We start from the raw sequence: 24,835 nt of genomic DNA, 5'->3' as shown, positions 1-24,835 counted from the left end.
AACTCCGTCGGTTCGGTGACATCTACGGGCCGGCCGTACCGAGCCGGCTCGTCAGCCAGTTCACCATGGCCTCGGCGAGCACGTCCCTGTTCTCGCGTTTGACGATGTCGTGGCCCTCGTCGTCGAACAGGAGGAACTCGGCGAGCCCACCCCGGTCCCGTACCGCGGCGACGATCTGCTCCGACTCGCTGACCGGCACATTGGTGTCGTGTGCCCCGTGCACCACGAGCAGGGGTGCCCGCAGTTCCGCGATCCGGTGGATGGGGGAGAGCTCGCGCAGCAGTTCCCGGTCGTGTACCGGATGCCCGTACTTGGGGTAGGCGGCCGCCGCGATCCACGGCTCGGTGTTGGCGTAGAAGCTCTCGAGATCGCTCATCCCGCAGATCGCTATCCCGGCGGCGAACAACTCGGCGTGGAAGGTCAGCGACGCCAGCGTCAGGTAGCCGCCGTACGACCTGCCCGCGCACGCAACCCGGGCGGGATCGGCAATGCGGTGGTCGACGAGGTACTGCACGCAGTCGGCCACGTCGTCGATCCCGGCGAACCGCCCGTAGCGGTCGTCGGCATGCATGAACGTTCGCCCGAAACCGCCGGACCCGCGCACGTTCGTCCCGAAGACCGTGAATCCCGCCGCCACGATCGCCGGGTAGTAGTCGCTGTATCCGGGACGTTCCTGGGCTTCCGGTCCGCCGTGGAAGTACAGCAGCACCGGGCCCGGGCCGCTGCCCTGGGCCCGGTACAGCCAACCCGAGAGCGGCGTCCCGTCCCGTGCCGGGAACTCGAGCAGCGTCGGCAGATCGTCGTCGTCCATCCGGGTCCGCGCGGCCTCCGCGGGACCCCACTGCCCGGTCCGCGGATCGACGATCTCCACCGAGGGCGGCATTCCGGGACCCTGCACGGTCACTGCCAGCAGCGAGCCGTCCGCGCTGATGCTCGGTTCGGACGCCACCAGTCCGGGCAACTCGAGGGGATCGTCGAGCGACCCGTCCGCCAGGTGCAGGATCTGCAGTTGGCTCAGACCCTTGTGGTTCCACAGCAGGGCTACCGTGCTGTGGTCGTCGCTCACGGCGAACTCGTCGAGATCGGCGTCCTCACGCTCGGCCAGCACCCGGTACGACACGCCCTCCGACGACACCGCCACGCCCAGCAGCCGCGCGAACTCCGCACCGTTGTCGCTGCGCACCAGCGAGCGCAGATATCTCTCCGGTTCGCCGTCACTGGACGCCCACGGCGAACGAAGCTGGTCCACCACGCCGAGGAGCCGATGGTCGTCGAGAATGACCCCGGCATCGGTGGTGGAACCGACGTCGTTGGGTAGCAGCGCAATCCGCGTGCCGTCCTCGTGCAGCAGCAACAACTCCCGGTGGCCGCGCGGACCGACCCTCAGCAGCGCCCAACCCGCCCACGCGTCGACGAGGTGACCGCCGACGCGGCGATCGAGCACCACGGTGTCCTGCGTGTGCGGGTCCACCAGCCGGGATTCCGCCACCCCCTCCTCGTCGGTGGCGACCGTCGCCACCCGGTTCCCGTCCCACCCGACGAGTTCCGTCGACGAGTCCCCGGCCGACCCGAGGCGGCGGGCGCCGCGGTCGTCGGGGTCGGTGCTCACCACCCACACCTGGGTGCGCGTACCGGCGTCGGGCGCCACCTCGCACGCCAGCCAACGGCCGTCCGCCGAGTGCATGATCCGGGTGACCGGCCCGTCCACCGGCAACTCGACCCACCGCGCCGCGCTCGTGTCGCGGCCGGACAGGAACCGCTGCACCGCACGGGGATAACCGCCGTCGTCGACGAGATGCGCGATCGCCGTGCCGTCCGGGGCGACCGACGCACCCGACGTGAAGCGGATGTGGCGCGGCTGTGCCGCCCCGGTTGTCGTCGCGGTATCCGGTGTTCGCGCCACCGAGGTCGTCTCCGTCCCGCCGCTCACAACTGCTCCATCTCCTGGAGCCACATTTCCAGCAGGGCCACCTGCCACAGTGCGTTCGCCCCGAGGGTGGTCCGATGCCTGTTCGGGTCGGCGAGCAGCGCGTCGAGTGCTTCCGGCCGGTACAGCCCGCGGTCGCGGGCGCTCCGGCTGTGCAACGCATCGCGCACCAGGGTCAGTACGTCCCCGTCGAGGTGCCGGATGCCCGGCACCGGGAAGTAGCCCTTGGTCCGGTCGATGATCTCCGCCGGCAGGTGCTTGCGGCTCGCATCCTTGAGGACGCCCTTGCCGCCGGAGGCCAGCTTCAGTTCCGGCGGGCAGGTCGCGGCCAGTTCCACGAAGTCGTGGTCGAGGAACGGCACCCGTCCCTCGAGGCCCCACGCCATCGTCATCGTGTCGACCCGCTTGACCGGATCTTCGATCAGCATGACCGTCGTGTCGAGACGCAGCGCCGCATCGACCGCCGTCGCCGCCCCCGCCGCGGCGTGCTGCTCGGCCAGGAACTCGCCACTCGCGTCGTGATCGAGGGCATACCGAGAATCGAGCAGCGCGACGATGTCGGCGTGGGTACGGTCGACGAACACCTTCGCGTACGCCTCGGCGGACCGTTCCCGGACCACCTCCGTCAGCGGCGGATACCAGTCGTAGCCGGCGAGGATCTCGTCGGCGCCCTGCCCGGACTGCACCACCTTCACCGACTTGCTCACCTCCTCCGACAGGAGGTAGAACGCCACGCAGTCGTGGCTGACCATCGGCTCGCTCATCGCCGCCACGGTCTTCGGCACCGCCGGCAGCAGCCGGGACGAGTCGATGTGGATCCGGTGATGGACGGTGCCGAACGTCTGCGCCACGAGATCGGAGTAGGCATACTCGTCCCCGGATTCCCCACCGGCCGGATCGAATCCGATGCTGAACGTGGCCAGGTCCCGCTGGCCCTGCTCCGCGAGCAACGCCACGACCAGGCTCGAGTCGATGCCTCCCGAGAGCAGCACCCCCACCGGCACGTCGGCGACCATTCGCCGACTCACCGCGGTCCGCAGCGAATCCAGCAGCGCGTCCTGCCAATCCACGGCCGTCCACGTCGTCCGCGCGGGGTCCCGCATGAAGGCGGGCTCCCAGTAGCGGCGCTCGGTGCTGCGACCGTCGGGCTCGATCACCCGCACCGTCGCCGGCGGCAGCTTCCGGATCCCCCGCAGCATCGTGTGCGGTGCGGGCACCACCGAGTGGAAGCTGAGGTAGTGGTGCAGCGCGACTCGGTCGATGCTGCTGTCGACCTCGCCGGCGCGGAGCAACGCCGGCACGGTGGAGGCGAAGCGCAACCGCCCCGGGCCCTCCGCCAGATAGAGCGGCTTGATGCCGAGCCGGTCGCGGGCCAGGGTCACCGCGCCGGTGTCGGTGTTGTGCATGGCGAATGCGAACATGCCCTTGAAGTGCTGCACGCATTCCGCGCCCCACCGGTGGAAGCTCTTGACCACCACCTCGCTGTCCGCCGTCGAGAAGAACCGGTAGCCCGCCCCCTCCAGTTCCGAGCGCAGCTCCCGGTAGTTGTAGATGCACCCGTTGAAGACCAGTGCCAACCCGAGCTCACTGTCGATCAACGGCTGGCTGCCGCGCGCCGACAGGTCGATGATCGTCAGCCGCCGGTGCCCGAACGCCACCGAGCCGCGTGCGTGGAGGCCGGCCGCATCGGGGCCCCGGGCGCTCATGGCGTCGGTCATCCGCCCGACCGCGGCCACGTCCGGGGGAGCCCCGTCGAAGCGCATCTCCCCACACACACCGCACATCGTGCTCTCCTTCCGGCTCGCGCCCTCCGGTTATTCGTCGCTGCCCGCGCCGCGTGGGGGGCCGAGCACCCAGGTGTCCTTCCCCCCGCCGCCCCGGGACGAATTGACGACCATGCTCCCGACGGGGGCCACCCGGGTCAGTGCCGCCGGAGCGACGTGCGCACGCACCGACGGCCCCTCGGCCCGCAGATGAACGAATGCGCGCAGGTCGATATGGTGCGGAAACAGGCCGCTCCCGTCGAACGTCGGATGCGTCGACAGCGGCACGACCTCCTGCGCGACGTACCGCTCCGGGTGGGTGAGCAGGTCCCGTCGCCGCTCCAGCAGCTCGTGTCGCGACGCTTCCGGGCCGATGGTGATGCCGGCGCCGCCGAATCCGTCGATCGGCTTGACCACCAGCTCCGCCAACCGGTCGAGGACGTAGTCGCGTTGCTCACGTTCGGCGCACACCCAGGTGGGCACCTGCTCGAGGATCGGCTTTTCGCCGAGGTAGTACTCGATCATTGCCGGCACGTACGAATAGACGGCCTTGTCGTCACCGACCCCGTTCCCCAGGGCGTTGGCGATCGTCACGTTGCCGGCCTGCAGCGCGGCCCGGAGCCCGCTGCGCAGCGGGCTCCCGTCGTGCCCGATCGAGGACAGCAGCATGTCCTCGTCGAGGCGGACGTACAGCACGTCCACTCGCGTGGCCTCGCGGCCCCGATGCCGGTACACGACGTCGTCGCGTACCGACAGCTCCCCGGTCACCACGAGGGGCAGTCCGGACTTCTCGGCGAGCAACCGGTGCTCGAACCAGGCCGAGTCCTTCCACCCGGCGCTGAGCAGCGCCACGGAGACGTCCGGTCCCGCGGCCGCCGCGGGCGCCGCCGCCTCCAGCGTCTGCCGCGTCATCTCCGGCATCGAGTCCACGGACATCACGTCCGCCGACATGCCGAGGGCCCCGAGGAACCGTGCCGTCATCGCCCGATGCGCCATCGCATATCCCACGCCCGACGGCACCCTCAGGTTGTCCTCGAGCACCACGAAGTCGCCCGGGCCCGTGCTGACGAGGTCGATCCCGCAGATGTGGGCGCGCACCGGCGGATTCGGTGCGGCGGCACCGGTGGCCCGGTAGCCGGGAGCGCGGTCGAGCAGCTCGGAGGGAATCACCCCGTCGCGCATCGCGGCCTGCTCGCCGTAGATGTCGCCGAGGAAGGCATTGAGGGCGAGGGCGCGTTGCTGCAGTCCCGGGACCAGGCGCGACCATTCGGTGTGCGGGACGATGCGCGGGACGACGTCCATGGGGAAGACCTGGGCACGGTCCTCGCCGCTCACCCGGAACGTCACGGCGTCGACGCTCTGTTCCCGGTCGATGGACTCCTGGATGCGGCGCAGTTCGGCCGCACCGACCCGCGCCACCGCGGCCAGGACCGGCTCGTACTCGCGCCGCGGCCGCCCGCCGGCCTCGACGGCCTCGTCGTACCGGTCGTCCACGTCGCCCGCTCGCAGCGGAACGTAGCCGTGGAGCAGGGTTGCGCCGGGATCGGCGATCTCCGGTACCGCGCGCACGCGCCCCGCGGTTTCGTCGAGAAGCAGATCCACCACGTCGGTCAGGCGGCCCCGTCGGCGTAGCACCCGCCGCTGGCGGGCGGCCGAACTGCCGACCTGCAGGGCGGTCTCCGCGAGCTCCGATACCAAGGCCCAGTCGTCGTTCGCCTCGAGCTGGGGTCGGAGCGACCGGATCAGCCCGTCGACGATCTCCGTTGCCGGCCGCGGGGTGGCCGACTGCACGTCGACCAGAGCACCCTCGAGGCCGGAGCGCGAGGCGCGCCACATGGCGGCGCGCACCAGGGTCGGCGAGACGTCGAGCCCCGGGACACCGGCCCGCAGGTCGGTCACCTCCCGATCGACCAGGGCGCGGAACAGCCCGGCGATCAGCGTGATCGTGTCCACCGCCGGGCAGCTGTCGCACACGCGCAGCTCGAGGGTCGGATACCGGTCCGACGGGCGGAGATCGAAGTACACCATGCCCGGGTCGGTGATCACGCCGCTCGAGACCAGGTCCGCGATGAGCTTGTCGTACTCGGCGGCCGACGACACCGGCGCAGCCGGCCCGGTACTCGGCCACCGGATCCACACCAGGTTGCGGACGCTGGCATATCCGGTGTCCGTGCCGTCGGCCCAGAACGGCGAGCTCGCGCTCAGAGCGAGGAAGATCGGCAGGAACGCGGCGACCCGATTGGCGATCTGCACCGCCTCGTCCCGGTCGGGAATGTCCACGTGCACCTGGGTGCCGCAGATCAGCTGCTCGCGGGCCAGGAGCTGATAGTCGGCCAGCATGCGGCGATACCGCGGCGTCTCGGTGACCTGCATCTCCGCGGGCACGGCCAGTGGGACCGCGCCCGCGGCGGCGATGCCGAGGCCGAGCTCGGCGGCGGTGTCGACGAGAACGCGCCGGCGGTGCACCAGATCTGCGCGCAGACCCGCGAGATCCGGAAACACCCCGCTGTTGACCTCGACGACGCAGCGCTGCAGTTCCTCGACGTAGACGTCGCCGGGCAGGCGCGCGAGCAGTTCCGGGGCGCGCGGCGTGAGGCGCCGGGTCTTCGCGTCGATGAGGTGGAATTCCTCCTCGACACCAAGCTTGCGGGCACCGCCATCGAACATGCGTTTACACGCTACGCGGCCTGAATCGTCCTCGCAGAAGGAAACCGCGGGTCACGGACATCGAAGTGGCCCTCGACCGTGTCCCCGCCCCGCGCGCCGGGACGGGGAGATGGAATCACCAGTCGTCGCCGGCCCCGATGACCGGGGCGGTCGCCGGCGGCACCTCGCCGATCACGGAGGTGGTGTTCGCCGCGGTCACCAGGATCGTCGGACGCGCCCGCCGCGGCGCGTCCTCGTCGGCGCGTCCGGCGCCCGGGACGGCGGCAGGGAGCGGATGACGTGCGGCCGCAGCCGCGGCCGTCACCGGAGCGGACGTGGGCGGTCGCGGGCCCGACGGCGCGCCGGCGAGGCTCCCTCCCGCGGTACCGAAGGCCGTGGCACCGCCCGCGCTCAGCGGCCCGGCGCCCAGCGCCCCGGCACTCCCGGCGCCCAGCGCCCCGGTGCCGGTGCTCGCCGGTGCGGTCGCGGCGGTCACCGTGGGCCCGGCGGTGACGGTGCCACCCCCGAACGCCGCGGCGTGCGTCTGCGCGGGAAGGTCGCCGGACGCACCGACCGCGCCGGCGACGGTATCCACCGCTCCCGTGGCCGCCGCTGTGACGTCGGCCGGAGCGGGCAGGCCCGGCGTGGAGACGGGGGCGGGCACGGCGATCGGTGCGGCGAGAGCGTTCATCGCCGTGGTGTGGCCGAGAAGCTCGCCGCGGGTGCGCGCGACCACCGCCAGTGCCGCGGACACGTGCTCGGCGGCGGCGGTGAGCAGCGCGACCTGGCCCGGCGGCGTCAGCGCGACGGGCGCAGTCGCGGTGGCGAAGGCCAGGAAGGACTGGGCGATCCCGCCGAGTTCGACGTTGCCCCGCTCGACACTCGCGGTGGCGGCACGCGTGACCGCCCCGATCTCGTCGCCCCGTTCGCTCAACTCGACCGCGCTGACCTGGGCCTGGCGACCCTTGTCGAGCGCCGCCTCGGCGGGTGCGCCCTCCCACGAGTCCGGCAGCGCGTGCAGTGCCGTGCGGGCCAGCGACGCCGCCCCGTCGAGCACCCGCGACGACTGCTGCAGGACCGCCGACGGGTCGAGCGCGTCGGCGATGCCGGTACCGAACAGGTCGCCGAGATCGCGCAGTGGACGCAGCATCTCGTCGATTCCCGGCACTGCCGGAACCGGAATGGACTGCAGTACTTCTGTTATCGCGTCGAGCCCGGGTTCGGGCAACCACGTCGGCGGGACCGGCGGCGGTGCGGGCAGCGGCAGGTCGAGGACCGGGCCGGCAGGGGACGCGCGCAGCGCGTCCAGGACGGTGGGCGAGGCGACCGGCGTCTCCTGTGTGATCACCGCGCGCCCCCCAGTTCCGTCGCGGCCGCACCGAGGCCCGCGGCGACCGCGGCCGCACCGAGGCCCGCGGCGACCGCGGCGTCGAGCGCCTCGTACCGGGTGGCGGCGTCGTGCGCGGCGACACCGCCGGACGCGTAGACGTATGCCAGCTGCGCGACGGTGCGGGTGTGCGCACCCTGCGTGACGGCGAACGCCGCGACGAAGTCCGCGCCGATCAGGCCCATGGCCGGACTCAGCGACGAGACGTTGGCCTGTAGATCCATCGCGCCCGCACGGGCGACCTCCTCCGCGGCGCGCAGGGATGTGCTGCCGAAGGCCCGGACACCGTCGGGCACGACACGGACGCCGCCTCCCGCCGAGAACGAGCCGACAGCGTCGAATGAACCGCTCATGATGACCCCCCAATCAGATTCGCGTGCGCAGCACTCTAACTCGAGTCGGCGACACGGGCGACGAGCGTGCGGGCGACCGCGCGCACGGGCTCCGCGGGCGCGGTGAACCCGAGCACGCGCAGCGCCGCCTCCGCCAGCACGTCGGGCAGGTCGGCGACGGCGTCCGTGCCCCGGTCCGCGCGGATGTTGATCGCGGATTCGACCAGCCGGAACGGCAGATCGGCGCGCGGGTCGTCGGCGTCCGCACCGGTGCCGAGGTGGTCGAGGACAGCGACCGTGAGCCGCCGGTAGCACTCGCGCAGGCCGGTCCGGGCGGTGTGGAACTGCGCGAAGCGCTCGGTGCGCACCTCCGGAAGCAGGTACAGCGCACCGAGATTCCAGCGTCCCGCGACGAGCTGCGCGGTGTCGAACAGTGCCAGGGCGTACAGCCGCGTCTCGGCGGGCGCGTCGTCGCCGAGGCGCTCGCAGAACGACAGGGTTGGGGTGACGGTCTGCTCGAGCAGCGCCGCGAGGATGTCGTCCTTGGTGGCGAAGTGGTTGTACAGGGAGGCCTGCCGGACGCCGACCGCCTCGGCCACCAGCCGCGTCGAGGTCGACGCGAATCCGCGAGTGGTGAACAGTTCCGCTGCGGCGTCGAGGATTTCGGCGCGCGCGGTGGAGCCGGGCCGGCGTGGCCGGTGCAGTCGGGGGCGTCCGGGACGGGCGTGGGTCACGTCCTCGACGATGGCACAGATCGGACGGTGACAGTGCCCCGGGCGGGCGGTGAGCAGACCGTCACACGGAGGAAACGTCGGTCACGAACTCGTTACGCCGCGGTCATTCGGACAAGACGTGACCTCGCGAAAACTGTCACTCGACAGTTTTTCGACGGTCACCCGGCCGCCGTCACCGCGCACAGAAACGGACACCGCCATGAGCCTGACGCTCACCCGGCCGGCTGCCGCTGCACCGACCGCCTCGCACCAGGACGCGGGCGACCTGGGCGAATTCGGTTACCAGCAGCAGTTGCACCGCAACCTCGGCAAGTTCGCCTCCTTCGCCGCCGGCTTCTCGTTCGTCTCCATCCTGACGACCATCTTCCAGCTGTTCGGCCTCGGGTTCGGCTTCGGCGGCCCCGCGTTCTTCTGGACGTGGGTGGTGGTCTTCGCCGGTCAGTTCATGGTCGCCCTGAACTTCGCCGAACTCGCGGCGCGCTACCCGATCTCCGGGGCGATCTACCAATGGGCCCGCCGGATGGGCGGCGAGGTGGTCGGCTGGTTCGCCGGCTGGTTCATGATCCTCGCCCAGATGGTCACCGCCTCGGCCGCCGCGATCGCCCTGCAGGTGGTCCTGCCGAACATCTGGAGCGGATTCCAGATCGTCGGCGACGACCCGTCGCTGACCTCCTCCTCGGGCGCCGCCAACGCCGTCCTGCTCGGCTCGGTGCTGCTCGTGCTCACCACGATCATCAACAGCATCGGCGTGAACTGGATGTCGCGGATCAACAGCATCGGCGTCACCTGCGAGATCGTCGGTGTCGTCGCCGTGATCGGCATGTTCTTCACCCACGCCGTCCGCGGCCCGCAGGTCGTCCTCGACACCGGCGTCGCCGGGGAGGCCCCCGGCTACGGCTGGGCGTGGATCGTCTCGGGTCTCATGGCCGCCTACGTCATGGTCGGTTTCGGCTCGGCCGGCGAACTCGCCGAGGAGACCCACAACCCGCGGCGTGTCGCACCCCGCACCATCCGCCTCGCCCTGTCGGTCTCCGCGATCGGCGGCGGCCTGATGATCCTCGGCGCCCTCATGGCCGCCCCCAGCCTCACCGACGGCCGCCTCGCCGCCGAGGGCCTGCCCTACGTGCTCGGCGCCATCCTGTCCTCGCCGTGGGGCACGCTGCTCCTCGTCGACGTCGCCATCGCCGTGTTCATCTGCACCCTGGCCATCCAGACCGCTGCGTCGCGCCTGATCTTCTCGATGGCCCGCGACGAGCGTCTGCCCGCCTCGAAGATCCTGTCGCACGTCAACGCCCGCACCGGCACTCCCATCGCGCCGGCCGTGCTGATCGGCGTGGTGTGCATCGGCATCCTCGCCGTCAACATGGGCAACAGTGCGATCTTCGCGACCCTGTCGAGCGTGTGCATCGTGCTCATCTACCTCGCGTACCTGATGGTCACCGTGCCGCTGTTGCTGCGCCGGCTGCGCGGCTGGCCGCACGACGGCGCGGCGACCGACGCCGACGGCAACCCGCTGTTCTCCCTCGGCCGATGGGGTCTGCCCGTCAACGCCCTCGCCGTCGCGTACGGCCTGCTGATGGTGATCAACCTGTCCTGGCCGCGCGCCGAGATCTTCGACCCGGACGGCACCATGCCGCTGCTGCAGTGGGCCGCGCCGCTCACCGTCGTCGCCGTCGTCGCCCTGGGCGCCCTGTGCTTCCCGCGCCGCGCCGCCCACCCGAACCCCGTCACGATCGGAGCCTGAGATGACCGAGGTCCTCGACACCGCCACCACCCGCGCCGCCAAGGCGCACGCCCGCGCGCAGGCCGGCACCGTCACCGACGGCATGCCCACCGTGCCCGCCACCGCGTACCCCACCCCGCCCGGCGGCCGCACCGCCGCCATGAGCTGGGCGGAGACCGTGCCCGGCGGCCGCTACACCGCCAAGGTCCTCGCCCGCGGGACCCGGCTGCGGCTGCGCGACATCGACGGCGCCGCCTGCGCCCACCTGCTGCTCTTCCGCGCCGGCGCCCCGCACGAGCGGCTCAATGTCGCCGACACCGTCAAGGTGCCGTGGCAGGCCTACCTCGGCGTCGGGCACCCGCTGCTGTCGGACCAGGGCCGGGTGCTCGCCACCGTCGTCGCCGACACCTCCGGTCGCCACGATGCCCTGTGCGGCACCACGAACGTCGCCGGAAACACGGCGAAATACGGTGCGGGCAGCCTGCATTCGCACGCCCCCGCCGGGCGGGAGCTGTTCACCGTCGCCGCCGCGAAGCACGGCCTCACCCCGCGCGACCTGCCGCCGTCCCTGTCGTTCTTCCACGGTGTGCGCGTCGCGGCCGACGGGGCCCTGACCAGCACCGGCACCGCCGGCGCCGGAGCCTGCGTCGAACTGCTGATCCACCTGCCGGTGATCGCGCTCATCGCCAACACCGCCCACCCCCTCGATCCGGCACCCGGGTTCCCCACCACCACCCTCGAGGTGCTCGCCTGGCACTCCCCGCGCGACCTCGACGCCCTGCCGAACACGGGCCCCGAATACCGGCGCGCCGTCCTCAACACCGAGGACGCGTGGACCGCCGCCACCGGAACGGAGCACTGATCATGACCTCGACCCTCGACCTGCCGGCGCTCGTCGCCGGGACCGTGATCCGCGACGAGATCGCCGGTGCCCGCGGACCGTGGTCGGCCGTCGTCGCCGCCGGCGACGTGCTCACCGTCGTCGACCTGCACGGCAACCAGGCCGTCGACACCCTGATCTACGACGCCCACGACACCACCGTCCGCTACAGCGCCGCCGCCACCGTCGCCGCGCAGGGCAATCTGTTCCTCACCGCCGGCTCGGTGCTGCGCGCCGCCGACGGCGAGGAACTGATGACCCTCGTCGCCGACGAGGTCGGCAACCACGACACCGTCGGCGGCGCCTGCTCGCAGGAGTCGAACACCCTGCGCTACGGCCACCACACCAAGCACCAGCACGCGTGCGTCGAGAACTTCCTCATCGAGGGTGCCCGGTGGGGCCTGGGCAAACGCGACCTGGTTTCCAACATCAACTTCTTCATGAACGTGCCCGTCGACGCCGACGGCACCCTCGGCATCGTCGACGGCCTCTCCGCGCCCGGCAAGCGCCTCGCGCTGCGCGCCGACCGCGACGTGCTCGTCCTCGTCTCCAACTGCCCGCAGATCAACAATCCGTGCAACGGTTTCGACCCTACCGAGGTGCGGATGATCGTCACCCGACCGGAGGCCCGACCGTCATGACCACCAAGATCACCGTCGACCGTCCCGGCATGCTCACCACGGTGCAGGACTACCCGGGCCGCACCGGCTACTGGCAGATCGGGGTCCCGCCCTCCGGCCCGATGGACGACCTGTCGTTCCGCCTCGGCAACGCCGCCCTCGGCAACCCCGAGGGCGCGGCCGGCCTCGAATCCACCATGGCCGGGCCGGCACTGCGCTTCACCGACGCCACCGAGGTGTGCGTCACCGGCGCCCCGGCGACCGTGACGGTGAACGGCATGGTGGTCCCGCAGTGGCGTCCCGTCACCGTCCCCGCCGGCGGCGTGCTCGACGTCGGCGCCGTCGCCGGCCCCGGCCCCGGCCTGCGCGTGTACGTACTCGTCGGCGGCGGACTCGACGTCCCCGAATTCCTCGGCAGCGCAGCCACCTTCACCCTCGGAAGGTTCGGCGGCCACGAGGGCCGCACCCTCACCGAGGGCGACGTGCTCGTCGTCCGGGAGGCGGCGACCGGCGCGGCCGCCCCGGTGCCGGCCGAACACGTGCCGGCCATGACCGCCCGCTGGGAGATCGCCGTCACCGAGGGCCCGCACGGCGCGCCGGAATTCTTCACCCGCAGCGACATCGACACGCTCTACGCCACCGATTACGAGGTGCACTTCAACTCCGACCGCACCGGCGTGCGCCTGACCGGGCCGAAGCCGCAGTGGGCACGCACCGACGGAGGGGAGGCCGGCCTGCACCCGTCCAATATCCACGACAACGCGTACTCCGTCGGCGCCCTCGACTTCACCGGCGACACCCCCATCCTCCTCGGGCCCGACGGCCCGAGCCTGGGCGGATTCGTCTGTCCCGTCACCGTCGTCGCCGCGGACCGGTGGAAGCTCGGCCAGCTCGCGCCCGGGCACGCGGTGCGGTTCGTGCCCGTCCGCGCCGAGCACGCCGCCTCGCGCCGCGCGCTCGGCGTCGCCCGCCGCGCCGGGTTGTCGCTGGTGGTCTCGCCCGGTGGCGACGGCGACGACGGCGTCCTCGCCCGCCGCGACGGCGACACCGCCGTCACCTACCGGCGCAGCGGTGACGACAACGTCCTCGTCGAATACGGCGACATGACGCTCGATCTCGCGCTGCGGGCCCGCGTGCACGCGCTGCACCAGCGGCTCGACGCCGAACGCCCCGCGGGCCTGCTCGAGCTCACCCCCGGCATCCGGTCGCTCCAGGTCAAGGTCGACCCCGACGTGCTGCCGGTGCCGACGCTGCTCGACCTGCTCGCCGAGGCCGAGGGGCAGCTCCCGGCGAGCGACGAGCTCGTGGTGCCGAGCCGGCGGGTGCGCCTGCCCCTGTCGTGGGACGACCCGGCCACCCGCGAGGCGATCCAGCGGTACATGCACGGGGTGCGGGCGGACGCGCCGTGGTGCCCGTGGAACATCGAATTCATCCGGCGGATGAACGGCCTCGACTCGGTCGACGACGTGTTCGACACCGTCTTTGCCGCCGACTACATGGTGCTCGGCCTCGGCGACGTGTACCTCGGGGCGCCCGTGGCGACCCCGCTCGACCCGCGGCACCGGCTCGTGACGACCAAGTACAACCCGGCCCGCACGTGGACGCCGGAGAACGCCGTCGGCATCGGCGGGGCGTACCTGTGCATCTACGGCATGGAAGGCCCGGGCGGCTACCAGTTCGTCGGCCGCACGACACAGGTGTGGAACCACCGCCATCCGCAGGCCGCGGGCCCGTTCGAGGCCGGCACTCCGTGGCTGCTGCGCTTCTTCGACCGGATCTCGTGGTATCCCGTCGAACCGGAGGAGCTGATGGACCTGCGCGCCGACCTCGCGGCGGGCCGCGGCGGGGGAGTGGACATCACCGACGGCACGTTCTCCCTGGCCGAGCATCAGCGGTTCCTGGTCGGCAACGCCGCGTCGATCGATGCCTTCCAGCAGGTGCAGTCGGTAGCGTTCGCCGCCGAGCGCGCCCGCTGGGCGGCCGCGGGCGCGTAGCGCCGGTGTGTCCTTCGGGCGGCAGGAGCAGCCCGAAGGACACACCGGCGGCGCAGCCGCCTACACGACGGCGTCGGCCTCGATCTCGATGAACAGGGCCTTGTCGATGAGGCTCGAGACCTCGAGGATGGTGGAGGCCGGGCGGATCTCGCCGAACACCTCGCCGTGCACGAGCGCGGCCTCCTCCCACCTCGACATGTCGGTGAGGTACATGCGCGTGCGGATCACGTCCGTCAGTGAGGCGCCGGCCTCGCCGAGCGCGGCCTCGATGGTCTTCAGAGCGGCGCGCGTCTGGTCGGCGAGGGTGTCGCCGGCGCCGGTGGTGCCGGACACGGCGATCTGGTTGCCGATGCGCACGGCGCGGGAGTAGCCGATCCGGGGCTCCCATTCGGAGCCGGACGAGATGTTCACGCGGGTCATGGCCCGGAATTCTGTCAGGCCGCCCCCGGCGCCCCGCACTTGACTGCCGTTAGCACGTATGTTCGACTGGCTGCATGCGGTGGGCGGCACAGACTCTCGACGTCGACGACGGCGCGCTCCCCGGCCTCGAACGGGCCGGGCTCGTCCGCAGCGTCCAGACCCCCGAGTTCGAGGGCATCACCTTCCACGAGGTGCTGTGCAAGAGCGCGCTCAACAAGACTCCCGAGGCGTCGAACCTGCCGTTCCGCTTCACCGTCAACACCTTTCGCGGCTGCTCGCACGCGTGCCGCTACTGCTTCGCCCGCCCGACCCACGAGTATCTCGACCTCGACGCGGGCCGCGACTTCGACAGCCGGATCGTGGTCAAGACCAACGTTGCGGCCGTGCTGCGCCGCGAACTCGCGCGACGGTCGTGGAGGCGCGAGCACGTCGCCCTGGGCACCAATACCGACCCGTACCAGCGGCCGAGGGCCGCTACCGGCTGATGCCCGGCGTCATCCGGGCCCTCGCCGAATCCGGCACCCCGTTCTCGATCCTGACCAAGGGCACGCTGCTGCGCCGCGACCTGCCGTTGCTCACCCTCGCCGCCGGGCAGGTCGACGTCGGCGTCGCCGTCTCCCTCGCGATCGGCGACCCCGACCTGCAGAAGCAGATCGAACCCGGCACCCCGTCGCCCAAGGCGCGCCTGGACCTGATCCGCGCGGTCAGCGACGCCGGCCTGCCCTGCCACGTCATGGTCGCCCCGGTCATCCCGTGCCTCACCGACTCCACCCGCCACCTCGACGACCTGCTCGGCGCGATCTCGGCGGCGGGGGCGACCGGCGTGACGGTGCTGCCGATGCATCTGCGCGGCGCCACCCGCGGCTGGTTCCTGTCGTGGCTGGGTCAAGAGCACCCCGCCCTGCTCCGGCGGTACCGGCAGATCTACGGCCGCGGCGCGTACGTCTCACCGGAGTACAAGGCGTGGTTGAAGGATCGGGTCGATCCGCTGGTGGCCCGCTACGGGCTCGGCGCGCGCGTGGCCGAGCACCGGCGCCCGGTCGCAGCGCCGCCGCGGCCGACAGCCGAGTCGGCGGACCCCACCCTGTTCTGAGCGGCGCCGCGAACCTGGGGACAGCGCATCGCCCTCGGGGTGAGGCAGGTACCCGCGAGGGTGACACCGGCCGGTCCGTCAGGTGGTTTCCGGGACCACGTCGGCCACCTCGGCCTTCGCGTCCACCGGCGCGACCGGGACGGCGCTGCGGCGCTGCCGGTAGACGCCGACTCCGACGACGACGGCGGCGAGGGCCGAGGACGTCAGCATCTGGCTGCGCGTGCTCTCCAGGGCGATCATGCCGGCGCACAGCGCGACGATCGCCGCGATGGTGAACCAGGTGAGGTACGGGAAGAGCCACATCCTCGGCGACAGCTCCCGGCCCTGGGCCTCGAGCGAGCGGCGCATGCGCAACTGGGACGCGGCAATGACGAGCCACACGAACAGGGCGATCGCCCCGGAGGAATTGACCAGGAACAGGAACACCGTCTCGGGGTAGAGGTAGTTCAGGCCCACGGTGAGGAAGCCGACCACGGTGGAGACGAGAACTGCGTTGCGGGGCACACCGGACCGCCCGATGGTGGCCAGCGACGGCGGGGCGTCACCACGGCGCGACAGGGAGAAGATCATCCGGCTGGCGGTGTACAGACCCGAGTTCAGGCACGAGAGCACCGACGTCAGCACGATGACGTCCATGATGGTGGCGGCTGCCGGGATGCCGAAGGAGTCGATGACCGCCACGTACGGGCTCAACGCCACCGAGGCGTCGTCCCACGGCAGCAGGGTGACGACGACGGCGATCGAGCCGATGTAGAAGATCAGGATCCGCCACACGACAGACCGCACCGCCTTGCGCACGGCCTCGGCCGGGTTGGCGGACTCGCCGGCGGCGATGGTCGCGATCTCGGCTCCGAAGAACGAGAACACCACGACGAGGACCCCGGCGAGTACGGCACCTGTCCCGTTGGGGAAGAACCCGCCGTGGCCGGTGAGGTTGCTCAGTCCCGGCGCCTCGACGCCGGGCAGAAAGCCGCAGATCGCGAGAATACCGAGCACGAGGAACGCCACGATTGCCGTGACCTTGATTGCGGCGAACCAGAACTCGAACTCGCCGAACGACTTCACCGACGCGATGTTGGTCAGCGTCAGCACGATCATGAGCACCAGCGCCCACGTCCACTGGGGCACGCCGGGCATCCAGCGGTTCATGATCACCGCGCCGGCCGTCGCCTCGATGCCCAGGACGATGATCCAGAACCAGGCGTAGAGCCATCCGATGGAGAACCCGGCCCAGCGGCCGATGGCCCGGTCGGCGTACGCCGAGAACGACCCCGTCTGCGGATTCGCCGCCGCCATCTCGCCGAGCATGCGCATCACGAGCACGACGACGACTCCGGCGAGTGCGTAGGCGACCAGCACCCCGGGACCGGTCTCCCGGATCGCAGCGCCCGAGCCGACGAACAAGCCCGCACCGATGACACCCGCGATCGCGATCATCGACAGGTGCCGCTTCTGGAGCGTGTGCCTCAGCTCGGGCTGATCGCTGTTCGACATGGGAACCCCTTCACAACCAGGTTTGGTATCGAGTGTGATGTACCTCTCGACCGCCTGAGTCTGAGGTTCCCCGTCCGACGCCGTAATAGACACATCGGCGAGCCGAAGGTTCCGGGGTTCGACGAAACGGCAGATGTGCGCCCACGGCCTGGGGTTTTCCTGCGGTCCGGGTGGCCGCGCGCGGACCGGCTTAACGGGAAGTTAACGGACGCCGTCCGGACAAAGTCGGCATCTCGGTCGCCGGGGCGAGTGCGGACGCCGGGCCGGTCGCGTGACCGGCGGCCGGCCCAGGAGGACCGGTGCGCGGCTATGCCGGGTCGGACCGTTGCCGCACGAGGATCCACCGGTTGGTGGCGTCCCGCCTGCGGTAGGACAACTCGTCCAGCGCCGCGAGGGCGATCGCCAGCCCGCGGCCCCGCTCGGCCATGTCCCCGGGCATCCGGACCGTCTCGAGGTCGACGCGCGCGGGCCGGCCGTCGTCGTGGAAGCAGGCCTCGATCCGGTCCGAGCACAGGCGCAGCTCCAGCCGCATCGTGACCGGATCCCCGTCGCCTGCATGCTCGACGATGTTGGCGGCGATCTCGGCCACCGCGATCTCGAACTGGAAGCGATCTGCGTCCTCCACCCGCCCCGCGGACATCATCTCCTCGATCAGCGCGTGCACGCCGGTGAGGGTGTCGGCGCCCGTGACAGTCGTCAGGGCCCAGGCTCGGGCGCCGGGGTCAGTCGCCATCGAACGCGGCATCCGCGGAGTCGTACGTGCGCAGCACGCGGTCGAGGCTCGTCAGCGACAGCACACTGCGCACCTGCGCCGTAGGCGACGCCAGCCGCAGATCCCCGCCGGCTTGCCGGGCGGCCTTGAGCCCCGACACCAGGGCCCCGAGCCCCGACGAGTCGATGAACTCGGTGGCGCCCAGGTCGACGACGACGCGGGCGGACCCGCCCTCGACGAGGCCGCGCAGCTGTTCCCGCAGCCGCGGTGCGGCGACCATGTTCAGCCGGCCCTCGGGCCGGACCACCACCACGTCCGAGCCGGTGGTGCGGGTTGCGAAGTGCGTCATCGTCTTCCTTCCATGTCGGGACCGCGGTAGCGGACAGCCGGTATCACCACACTCAGGATCGCCAGGTCGAACAGCACCCAGAACAGGTTGACGCCGACGCCGAGCACCGAACTCGCGCCCAGATACAAGCGCACCACGCCCACCGCCGACGCGATCACCAGCAGCGCCATCGCCGCGATCTGATATCGCACCTTGCCCCACGGGCGCGTGGCGCGGCCCTGCCGCGTCTTCGGGGTCACCGCGAAGTCGAGGGGCTTGTGCAGGTACACGTTGCGAAATGCCGTCCAGCACGCCTTGATCCACACCGGGAACAGCGCCAGACTGTACTGCTGCCCCCGCCAGGTCGGGGTGCCCCGACCGACCACGGCGAACAGCAGCTGGTTCAACAGCAGGAACGGGACGAGCCGGCCGAAGAAGTCCCAGCTGTAGGCCTGCACGGGCAGGACTCCGAAGATCAGGTAGATCACCGGCGCGGCGATGTAGGCGACGGCCGCGAAGCCCGCGAGGTAGCTCCACATCGTCGCCCAGTACATCAGCCGCTGCGGGATCGTCAATCCCCGCTGCACGAGCGGATTCTCGCGCAGCATCACCTGGATCGTGCCCTGCGCCCAGCGCAGCCGCTGGGTGAGCATCGTGCCCACGTCCTCGGGAGCGAGACCGTGCGCCAGCACCTCGTGGTGATAGACCGACTTCCAGCCCATCCCGTGCAGGCGCATCGACGTGGCCATGTCCTCGGTCACGGAGATCGTCGCCAGCGCCAGCGTCGGCTCCGCCTCGTCGTCGCGGCTGACGTCGACGGCGCGGATCATCGTGCGGATCGACTCGAGCGCCCCGAGCGGCGACCACTCGCGGTCGGCGAGGCGCGACAACGTCGTCTCGTCGAGCAGAACTCCGTCGGCGTCGGACCCGGGGGTGGCGGTCAGGGCGGCGATCGCCTCCAGGTCTGCGCGGATCGATCCGGCGTCCGCGTCGACCACGGCACGCGCGGCCTCGTCCACGCTCTGCTGGAACCGGTAGGTCACCTCGGCGAGCGGCTGTCCCTGCCGGACCGCCGCGCGGGCTGTGCGCACGGCCACCCGCACCGAATCGAGGGCGGCGAGAACCTCCGGCTGGTTCGCGCCGAGCTCGGATCGCGCCCGGTCGAGCACCTTGCCGGCCGTGCGCAGCGCCCGCACCACGCCCTCCTCGACGGCACGGACGTAGCCGGTGATGCCCAGCTGCATCAGCGCCTCGCGGCGCAGGATCGCGTTCGAGCCGCAGAAGAATGCGGCGTTCCAGCCGTCCTTGCCCTGCTGGATCGGACCGTAGAACAGCGGGGCCTGGCTGCCCAGCGGGTCGGACTCCGGCACGTTGACGAAGTACTGCGGTGTCTGCACGAGGGCCGTCCGCTCGTCCTCGAAGTAGCCGAGGGCGCGGTGCAGGATCTCCGGGTCGGGCACCTGGTCGGCGTCGAGGACGAGGATGAACTCGCCGTGAGTGTGCAACAGGGCGTTGTTGAGGTTGCCCGCCTTGGCGTGGCGGGGCTTGTTCGTCCAGCTGGCCGCCCGCGTCATGTACCGGACCCCGAGTTCGGCTGCGGCGCGCTCCAATTCGGGCCGCTCCCCGTCGTCGAGGATCCACGTCTCGTGCGGATACCGGATGCGTGCCGCCGCCTCGGCGGTCCCGATCACCAGGTCGACCGGCTCGTTGTAGGTGGTGATGAAGACGTCGACGGTCAGCCCGTCGGGCGGTGCCGGCGGCGCGGCCCGCCGGCGCCACCGCCACATCGTGAGCCCGAACAGCATCGAGTCGACGAGGCTGTACGTCTCGGCGACGACGAGCGGCACCGCGATCCACCACGCGGACCAGTTGACGGAGAACAGCCAGCGCCACACCACGTAGTTCACGCCGAGCAGCACCGTCGCGGCGATCAGGATCCGCAGGCCCGGCGACGAGTAGCGGTCCGCGCCGGTCGCACTCACGCGTCCTCGCAGCGACGGACGGCAACGACGGTGACGTCGTCCATCGGTGCGTTCCCTTCGGCCAGTGCCCGCGCCGCCCGGGTCAGGTCGTGCGGCGTCGCATGTTCGGCCACGAACCGGTACAGGGCCGCCCGGTCGCTGTGCTCGTCGAGCAGGTCGAGCAGCCCGTCGGAGCAGATCACCAGCGTGTCACCGGGTTCGAGGCGCGTGCACTGCGCCTGCCACGATGTCTCGCGGAGCACGCCGACGGGTAGCCCGGTGCCCGCCAGCGGCGCCACGGAGCCGTCCGTGCGGCGGATCGCGGCCAAGCCGTGCCCGGCGTCGACGTAGTCCACCGACCCGCTCGCGAACTCGACGGCGGCATGGAACACGGTGACGAAGGTGCCGGTGTGCTCGCAGTCGTCCGTGAGGTTCTCGGCCGCGGCGCTCAACGCGGCGCCCGTGTCCAGGACGCTGCACGCCTCGGCGTGGCTGAACCGCTCCATCACCCGGGATGCGCCGCGGAACGTGGAGCGCACCGCCGAGGACAGGATCGCCGCGCCGAGGCCCTTGCCCATCACGTCGGCGACGGTGACGACCAGTCCGCCGCGCAACAGATAGTGGTCGTAGAAGTCGCCGCCGACCACGAACGCCGGAATGCACACGGCCTGCACCTCGTATCCGGGCAGCCCGGTCAACGGTCGCGGGAGCAGCTGGGACTGCATCGCGGCGGCGCGATCGAGTTCGTCGGCGCGCTGCAGTTCCCGCTGCGCCCATTCGGCGAGTTCGGCGAACGCGTCGAGCTGGTCGGGTTCGAGTGTCCGCGGCTCGGTGTCGTAGATGCAGAACGTGCCGACGGGATGACCCGCCGGACCGTACAACGGGTAACCCGCGTAGAAGCGGACGCCGTCGTCGCCGCCGACCCCGGGAATGCCGGCGAACCGGGGATCGGCGGAGGCGTCCTCCACGATCAGCGTCGGATCACCGGGGTGGCGGTAGATGCGCGCAATCGTGGTCTTGCACATGCTCTCCTCGCGCGGCACCTGCACGAGGTCGAGCCCCTGGAGGGACTTGAACCAGAGCCGGTCCCGGTCGAGCAGCGCCACACTCGCCATGGGCACCCCGAACACGTGCCGGGCCATGCGGGTGATGTGGTCGAACCGGTCCTCCGGCGGCGTGTCGAGGACCTCGAGCCGTTCGAGGTCGCGCACGCGCTCGTCCTCGAGGTCGTCGGGAATGTGCGAGGTGTCGGTCGTCATGTCAGCGCTGCCCCCTCTGCAAGGCTTCCGCCAGCGCGGCAGCCGATTCCGGGGTGCTCGCCAGCCGCCAGTCGGTTTCCTTGTCGTGATCGAACCAGACGAACGCCGCCACGTCCGTGCGGTCGTCGAGGAAGGCGATCAGGTCGCCTACCCAGTCCGGCTTCGAACCGCCGACGTCGGTGCTGCCCACCTCGGTGACCGCGATCGGCTTGCCCGGCGCGATCCGGCCGAGTTCGTCGAGGGTCTCCTCGAACAGCTCCCGCGGCGAGGTCCAGCGGCTCCACGGCTGCGTGGCGCCCCAGTTGTACCCGTCGACCCCGACCACGTCGACGTACTCCGCCCCCGGGTACAGGTCCGCGATCGCGCTGCTGCCCTCGAACGAGACGTTCGGAGCCCACACCCATTTCACGTTGGCCACCTCTTTCGACGCGAACAACTCGTGCACATGACGCCACGCTGCGACGTAGACGTGCGGCGGTGTCCCCCCGGTCGGACTCCAGGGGTACCAGGTCCCGTTCGGCTCGTGCGCGAAACGCAGGTAGACGGTCGAACCCCACGCGGCGAGCTCGTCGGCCCAGCGGTAGAGGTAGTCGTCGTGCACGCCCGCCGCGATCGACGCCATCGTGAACTCGCTGCGCTCGTACCGTCCGTCGCCGAGCCAGCGCCACGGCTCCCACGTGACGATCGGGTCGGCGCCCAGCCGCCGTACCGCGGCGAGTCCGGCGACGGGCGGCGGTGAGGCGAAGTCGGAGAACGACAGCACCACGGTCGGGGGAGTGCCCGCGATCTCGGCGACCCGTTCGAACTCGTCGACGGCGGTCGGGCCGCCGGGCGTACTCACGCCGAATCGCAGGCACGCGCCCACCGGCTCGTGCAGCGGCGTGACCACGGCGCCGCAGTCGACGGCCGGCGCGCATCCCACGGCCGCCGACACCGCGACGGCGAGACCCGCCGCGACCGACGCCGGGCGAGCATGTCCGCTTCTCACCGTTCCACCCTCGCATCCCGGACGAACCGCCGCCGGGTTTGCGGCTTCTCGATGCGAGACGACCCGCGTCGATGCGGGGTTCCCGGATCCGTCGGCCGTGTGCAACACGATGCAACGCTGGCCGCACCCACCCCCCGTGCGGTGTGCTCTGAGTCACAAGCCGTTCAGGACGAGGAGCACGCAATGACCGACACACTGACCCCACCCGACGCCGCGCTCGCCGGACCGCAGGAACGGGTCGACGCCTGGCTGGCCGACTTCGAGGCCGCGCTGGCCGCGCGGGACGTCGAGGCCGCCGCGGGCATGTTCGCCACCGACAGCTTCTGGCGCGACCTGGTCGCCTTCACCTGGAACCTCAAGACCGTCGAGGGCCGGGAAGGCGTCGCCGACATGCTCCGCGCGCGGCTGCACGACGCCGACCCGAGCGGGTTCCGCACCACCGAGCCGCCCACCGAGGACGGCGGCGTCGTCAGCGCCTGGATCGCCTTCGAGACCGCGGTCGGCCGCGGCGTCGGGCACCTGCGGCTGAAGGACGAGGGTGCCTGGACCCTGCTGACCACGATGCAGGAGCTGAAGGAGCACGAGGAGAGCAAGGGTGTCCGCCGGCCCAAGGGTGTGCAGCACGGCGCCGACCGCAACCGCGTCACCTGGTCCGAGAAGCGCGAGGCCGAGGAGCGCGAACTCGGTTACACCACCCAGCCGTACGTCGTGATCGTCGGCGGCGGCCAGGGCGGAATCGCCCTCGGCGCCCGTCTGCGCCAGCTCGGCGTGCCCGCGCTCGTGCTCGACAAGCACGACCGGCCCGGCGACCAGTGGCGCGGCCGCTACAAGTCGCTGTGCCTGCACGATCCCGTCTGGTACGACCACCTGCCGTACATGCCGTTCCCCGAGAACTGGCCGGTGTTCGCGCCCAAGGACAAGATCGGTGACTGGCTCGAGATGTACACCAAGGTCATGGAGGTGCCCTACTGGTCCAAGACCACGTGCACCTCGGCGTCCTACGACGAGGCGACCGGCGAGTGGACCGTGAACGTGGTCCGCGACGGCGAACCCCTCGTGCTGAGGCCGAAGCAACTGGTACTCGCCACCGGCATGTCCGGCAAGCCCAACATCCCGACCTTCCCCGGCATGGACAGGTTCCGCGGCGACCAGCACCACTCCAGCCACCACCCCGGACCGGACGCGTATGCGGGCAAGAAGGCCGTGGTGATCGGCGCGAACAACTCGGCGCACGACATCTGCGCCGCGCTGTGGGAGGTCGGCGCCGACGTGACGATGGTGCAGCGCTCGTCGACGCACATCGTCAAGTCCGACTCACTGATGGACCTCGGCCTCGGCGACCTGTACTCCGAGCGGGCCCTGGCCGCGGGGATGACGACGGCCAAGGCCGACCTGACGTTCGCGTCCCTGCCGTACCGGATCATGCACGAGTTCCAGATCCCGGTCTACAACGCGATCCGTGAGCGCGACGCCGACTTCTACGCCCGGCTCGAGAAGGCCGGGTTCATGCTCGACTTCGGTGACGACGGCTCCGGGTTGTTCATGAAGTACCTGCGCCGCGGGTCCGGCTACTACATCGACGTCGGCGCCGCCGAACTCGTCGCCGACGGCGAGATCAAGCTGGCCCACGGCGGCGTCCGCGAGCTCACCGAGAACAGCGTGATCCTCGAGGACGGCACCGAGCTCGAGGCCGACCTGGTGGTCTACGCGACCGGCTACGGCTCGATGAACGGCTGGGCGGCGGATCTGATCGGCCAGGACGTCGCCGACAAGGTCGGCAAGTGCTGGGGCCTGGGCTCGGACACCACCAAGGACCCCGGCCCGTGGGAGGGTGAGCAGCGCAACATGTGGAAGCCCACCCGGCAGGAAGGGCTGTGGTTCCACGGCGGCAACCTGCACCAGTCCCGGCACTACTCGCTGTACCTGGCGCTGCAGCTCAAGGCCCGGCACGAGGGGATCCCGACGCCGGTGTACGGGCTTCAGGAGGTCCACCACCTGAGCTGATCCCGGGAAGCGACGAGCCGCCGGCGCGCACGACGCGCCGGCGGCTCGGCGTGCCGGGGCATGGTGCCGGGTCAGGCGTAGTGCCGCAGGACGAACTCGGTCAGACCCTTGCGGATCGTCTTCACCGCGTGTTTCTGGCCCTGCCTGAGCATGAAGCCCGGCACCGGGATCTTCGGGTCGGTGGACATCGTCACCCGCACGCGCGTCCCGCGCTCGGTGCGGGTCAGGAGATACTCGCCGTCCTGGGAGTGCTGCATCTCGCTCTCGAGCAGCGTCCACGAGGTGGACTCCTCGGTCCACTCGTGCTCGATCACCTGTGTGTCCGAGATGCCGAACAGTGCGAGCGTCATGCGCACGACGCGGGGCCGGCCGTCGTCGTGTCGGGATTCGACCTGCACGTCCTTGTGGGAGGACGACCATTCCGGGATGCGCTCGATGTCGGTCAACGCGCGCATCACCTGCTCGGGCGTCGCCTCGATCTCGAACTCGTCTGACACCGATGCGGCCATATGCCTTCCCACTTCCTGGTCGATTCCCATGCCGGTGTTCCGGATACCCGCCTCGCGGACC

General features: G+C 71.1%; 19 protein-coding genes and 1 pseudogene. 6 read left to right on the top strand and 14 right to left on the bottom strand.

Features of this window, described 5'->3' with window-relative positions:
• Window positions 1-22: 22 nt before the first annotated feature.
• The 6 genes from G6038_RS01670 to G6038_RS01645 all read right to left on the bottom strand — a co-directional run bounded on the left by G6038_RS01670 (window position 23) and on the right by G6038_RS01645 (window position 8,789).
• A complete protein-coding gene (locus G6038_RS01670; protein ID WP_346772722.1) occupies window positions 23-1,930 on the bottom strand; it encodes a prolyl oligopeptidase family serine peptidase in 1,908 nt (635 codons plus the stop codon).
• The gene (locus tag G6038_RS01665) at window positions 1,927-3,711 is read right to left on the bottom strand and encodes an N-acetylglutaminylglutamine amidotransferase (RefSeq protein WP_165035586.1); all 1,785 of its coding nucleotides are present in this window, start codon (window positions 3,709-3,711) and stop codon (window positions 1,927-1,929) included. The genes G6038_RS01670 and G6038_RS01665 overlap by 4 nt, the downstream gene beginning before the upstream one ends.
• Before the next feature lie 30 nt (window positions 3,712-3,741).
• Window positions 3,742-6,357: a carboxylate--amine ligase/circularly permuted type 2 ATP-grasp protein gene (locus tag G6038_RS01660; protein WP_165035585.1), complete on the bottom strand. Its 2,616-nt coding sequence runs from the start codon at window positions 6,355-6,357 to the stop codon at window positions 3,742-3,744.
• A 115-nt stretch (window positions 6,358-6,472) separates the two neighbouring features.
• Complete coding sequence (locus G6038_RS01655) at window positions 6,473-7,684, bottom strand: hypothetical protein (RefSeq protein ID WP_165035584.1); 1,212 nt, start codon at window positions 7,682-7,684, stop codon at window positions 6,473-6,475.
• Window positions 7,681-8,076 carry a type VII secretion target gene (locus tag G6038_RS01650; protein ID WP_165035583.1) on the bottom strand — a complete coding sequence of 132 codons (396 nt, stop codon included), beginning with the start codon at window positions 8,074-8,076 and terminating at the stop codon, window positions 7,681-7,683. The genes G6038_RS01655 and G6038_RS01650 overlap by 4 nt, the downstream gene beginning before the upstream one ends.
• A 35-nt stretch (window positions 8,077-8,111) precedes the next feature.
• The gene (locus G6038_RS01645) at window positions 8,112-8,789 is read right to left on the bottom strand and encodes a TetR/AcrR family transcriptional regulator (protein ID WP_165035582.1); all 678 of its coding nucleotides are present in this window, start codon (window positions 8,787-8,789) and stop codon (window positions 8,112-8,114) included.
• A gap of 199 nt (window positions 8,790-8,988) precedes the next feature.
• Between G6038_RS01645 and G6038_RS01640 the strand changes: the two genes are divergently transcribed.
• From G6038_RS01640 to G6038_RS01625, 4 genes are read left to right on the top strand one after another with little or no spacing between them, the layout of a single operon-like run.
• On the top strand, window positions 8,989-10,533 hold the full coding sequence (locus G6038_RS01640) for an amino acid permease (RefSeq protein ID WP_165035581.1): 1,545 nt from the start codon (window positions 8,989-8,991) through the stop codon (window positions 10,531-10,533).
• 1 nt (window position 10,534) lies between these two features.
• On the top strand, window positions 10,535-11,374 hold the full coding sequence (locus tag G6038_RS01635) for an urea amidolyase associated protein UAAP1 (RefSeq protein WP_165035580.1): 840 nt from the start codon (window positions 10,535-10,537) through the stop codon (window positions 11,372-11,374).
• A gap of 2 nt (window positions 11,375-11,376) precedes the next feature.
• Window positions 11,377-12,033 carry an urea amidolyase associated protein UAAP2 gene (locus G6038_RS01630; RefSeq protein ID WP_165035579.1) on the top strand — a complete coding sequence of 219 codons (657 nt, stop codon included), beginning with the start codon at window positions 11,377-11,379 and terminating at the stop codon, window positions 12,031-12,033.
• A complete protein-coding gene (locus tag G6038_RS01625) occupies window positions 12,030-14,006 on the top strand; it encodes a 5-oxoprolinase/urea amidolyase family protein (protein ID WP_165035578.1) in 1,977 nt (658 codons plus the stop codon). The genes G6038_RS01630 and G6038_RS01625 overlap by 4 nt, the downstream gene beginning before the upstream one ends.
• Before the next feature lie 60 nt (window positions 14,007-14,066).
• Here G6038_RS01625 and G6038_RS01620 read toward each other — a convergent pair whose 3' ends face one another.
• Window positions 14,067-14,426, bottom strand: a complete 360-nt coding sequence (locus G6038_RS01620; RefSeq protein WP_165035577.1) for a RidA family protein — start codon at window positions 14,424-14,426, stop codon at window positions 14,067-14,069.
• Between the two features lie 74 nt (window positions 14,427-14,500).
• Here G6038_RS01620 and G6038_RS01615 point away from each other — a divergent pair.
• Window positions 14,501-15,519: pseudogene (locus G6038_RS01615) on the top strand (Rv2578c family radical SAM protein).
• 78 nt (window positions 15,520-15,597) lie between these two features.
• Here the strand turns inward: G6038_RS01615 and G6038_RS01610 are convergent.
• The 6 genes from G6038_RS01610 to G6038_RS01585 all read right to left on the bottom strand — a co-directional run bounded on the left by G6038_RS01610 (window position 15,598) and on the right by G6038_RS01585 (window position 22,261).
• Window positions 15,598-17,013 carry an amino acid permease gene (locus tag G6038_RS01610; RefSeq protein WP_165035576.1) on the bottom strand — a complete coding sequence of 472 codons (1,416 nt, stop codon included), beginning with the start codon at window positions 17,011-17,013 and terminating at the stop codon, window positions 15,598-15,600.
• A 307-nt stretch (window positions 17,014-17,320) separates the two neighbouring features.
• Complete coding sequence (locus G6038_RS01605; protein ID WP_165035575.1) at window positions 17,321-17,746, bottom strand: ATP-binding protein; 426 nt, start codon at window positions 17,744-17,746, stop codon at window positions 17,321-17,323.
• Window positions 17,736-18,074, bottom strand: a complete 339-nt coding sequence (locus tag G6038_RS01600; protein ID WP_165035574.1) for an STAS domain-containing protein — start codon at window positions 18,072-18,074, stop codon at window positions 17,736-17,738. The genes G6038_RS01605 and G6038_RS01600 overlap by 11 nt, the downstream gene beginning before the upstream one ends.
• Window positions 18,071-20,035, bottom strand: coding sequence for a glycosyltransferase (locus tag G6038_RS01595; RefSeq protein WP_165035573.1), 1,965 nt, complete (start codon window positions 20,033-20,035; stop codon window positions 18,071-18,073). Before G6038_RS01595 ends, G6038_RS01600 begins: the two co-directional genes overlap by 4 nt.
• Window positions 20,032-21,273 (bottom strand): SpoIIE family protein phosphatase, encoded by a 1,242-nt coding sequence (locus G6038_RS01590; protein ID WP_165035572.1) that lies wholly within the window; start codon window positions 21,271-21,273, stop codon window positions 20,032-20,034. Before G6038_RS01590 ends, G6038_RS01595 begins: the two co-directional genes overlap by 4 nt.
• 1 nt (window position 21,274) lies before the next feature.
• Complete coding sequence (locus G6038_RS01585) at window positions 21,275-22,261, bottom strand: glycosyl hydrolase (RefSeq protein WP_346772721.1); 987 nt, start codon at window positions 22,259-22,261, stop codon at window positions 21,275-21,277.
• 183 nt (window positions 22,262-22,444) lie between these two features.
• Here G6038_RS01585 and G6038_RS01580 point away from each other — a divergent pair, with 183 nt between their 5' ends.
• Window positions 22,445-24,265, top strand: coding sequence for an NAD(P)/FAD-dependent oxidoreductase (locus G6038_RS01580; protein ID WP_165035571.1), 1,821 nt, complete (start codon window positions 22,445-22,447; stop codon window positions 24,263-24,265).
• Between the two features lie 71 nt (window positions 24,266-24,336).
• Here the strand turns inward: G6038_RS01580 and G6038_RS01575 are convergent, their stop codons facing one another.
• The gene (locus G6038_RS01575) at window positions 24,337-24,774 is read right to left on the bottom strand and encodes an SRPBCC family protein (protein ID WP_165035570.1); all 438 of its coding nucleotides are present in this window, start codon (window positions 24,772-24,774) and stop codon (window positions 24,337-24,339) included.
• Window positions 24,775-24,835 lie beyond the last annotated feature (61 nt).

Source organism: Rhodococcus sp. 14C212 (assembly GCF_011058195.1).
GTDB lineage: Bacteria > Actinomycetota > Actinomycetes > Mycobacteriales > Mycobacteriaceae > Rhodococcus > Rhodococcus aetherivorans.
Note: the sequence above shows the minus strand (reverse complement) of the source record. Positions and strands in the feature narration are given on the sequence as shown.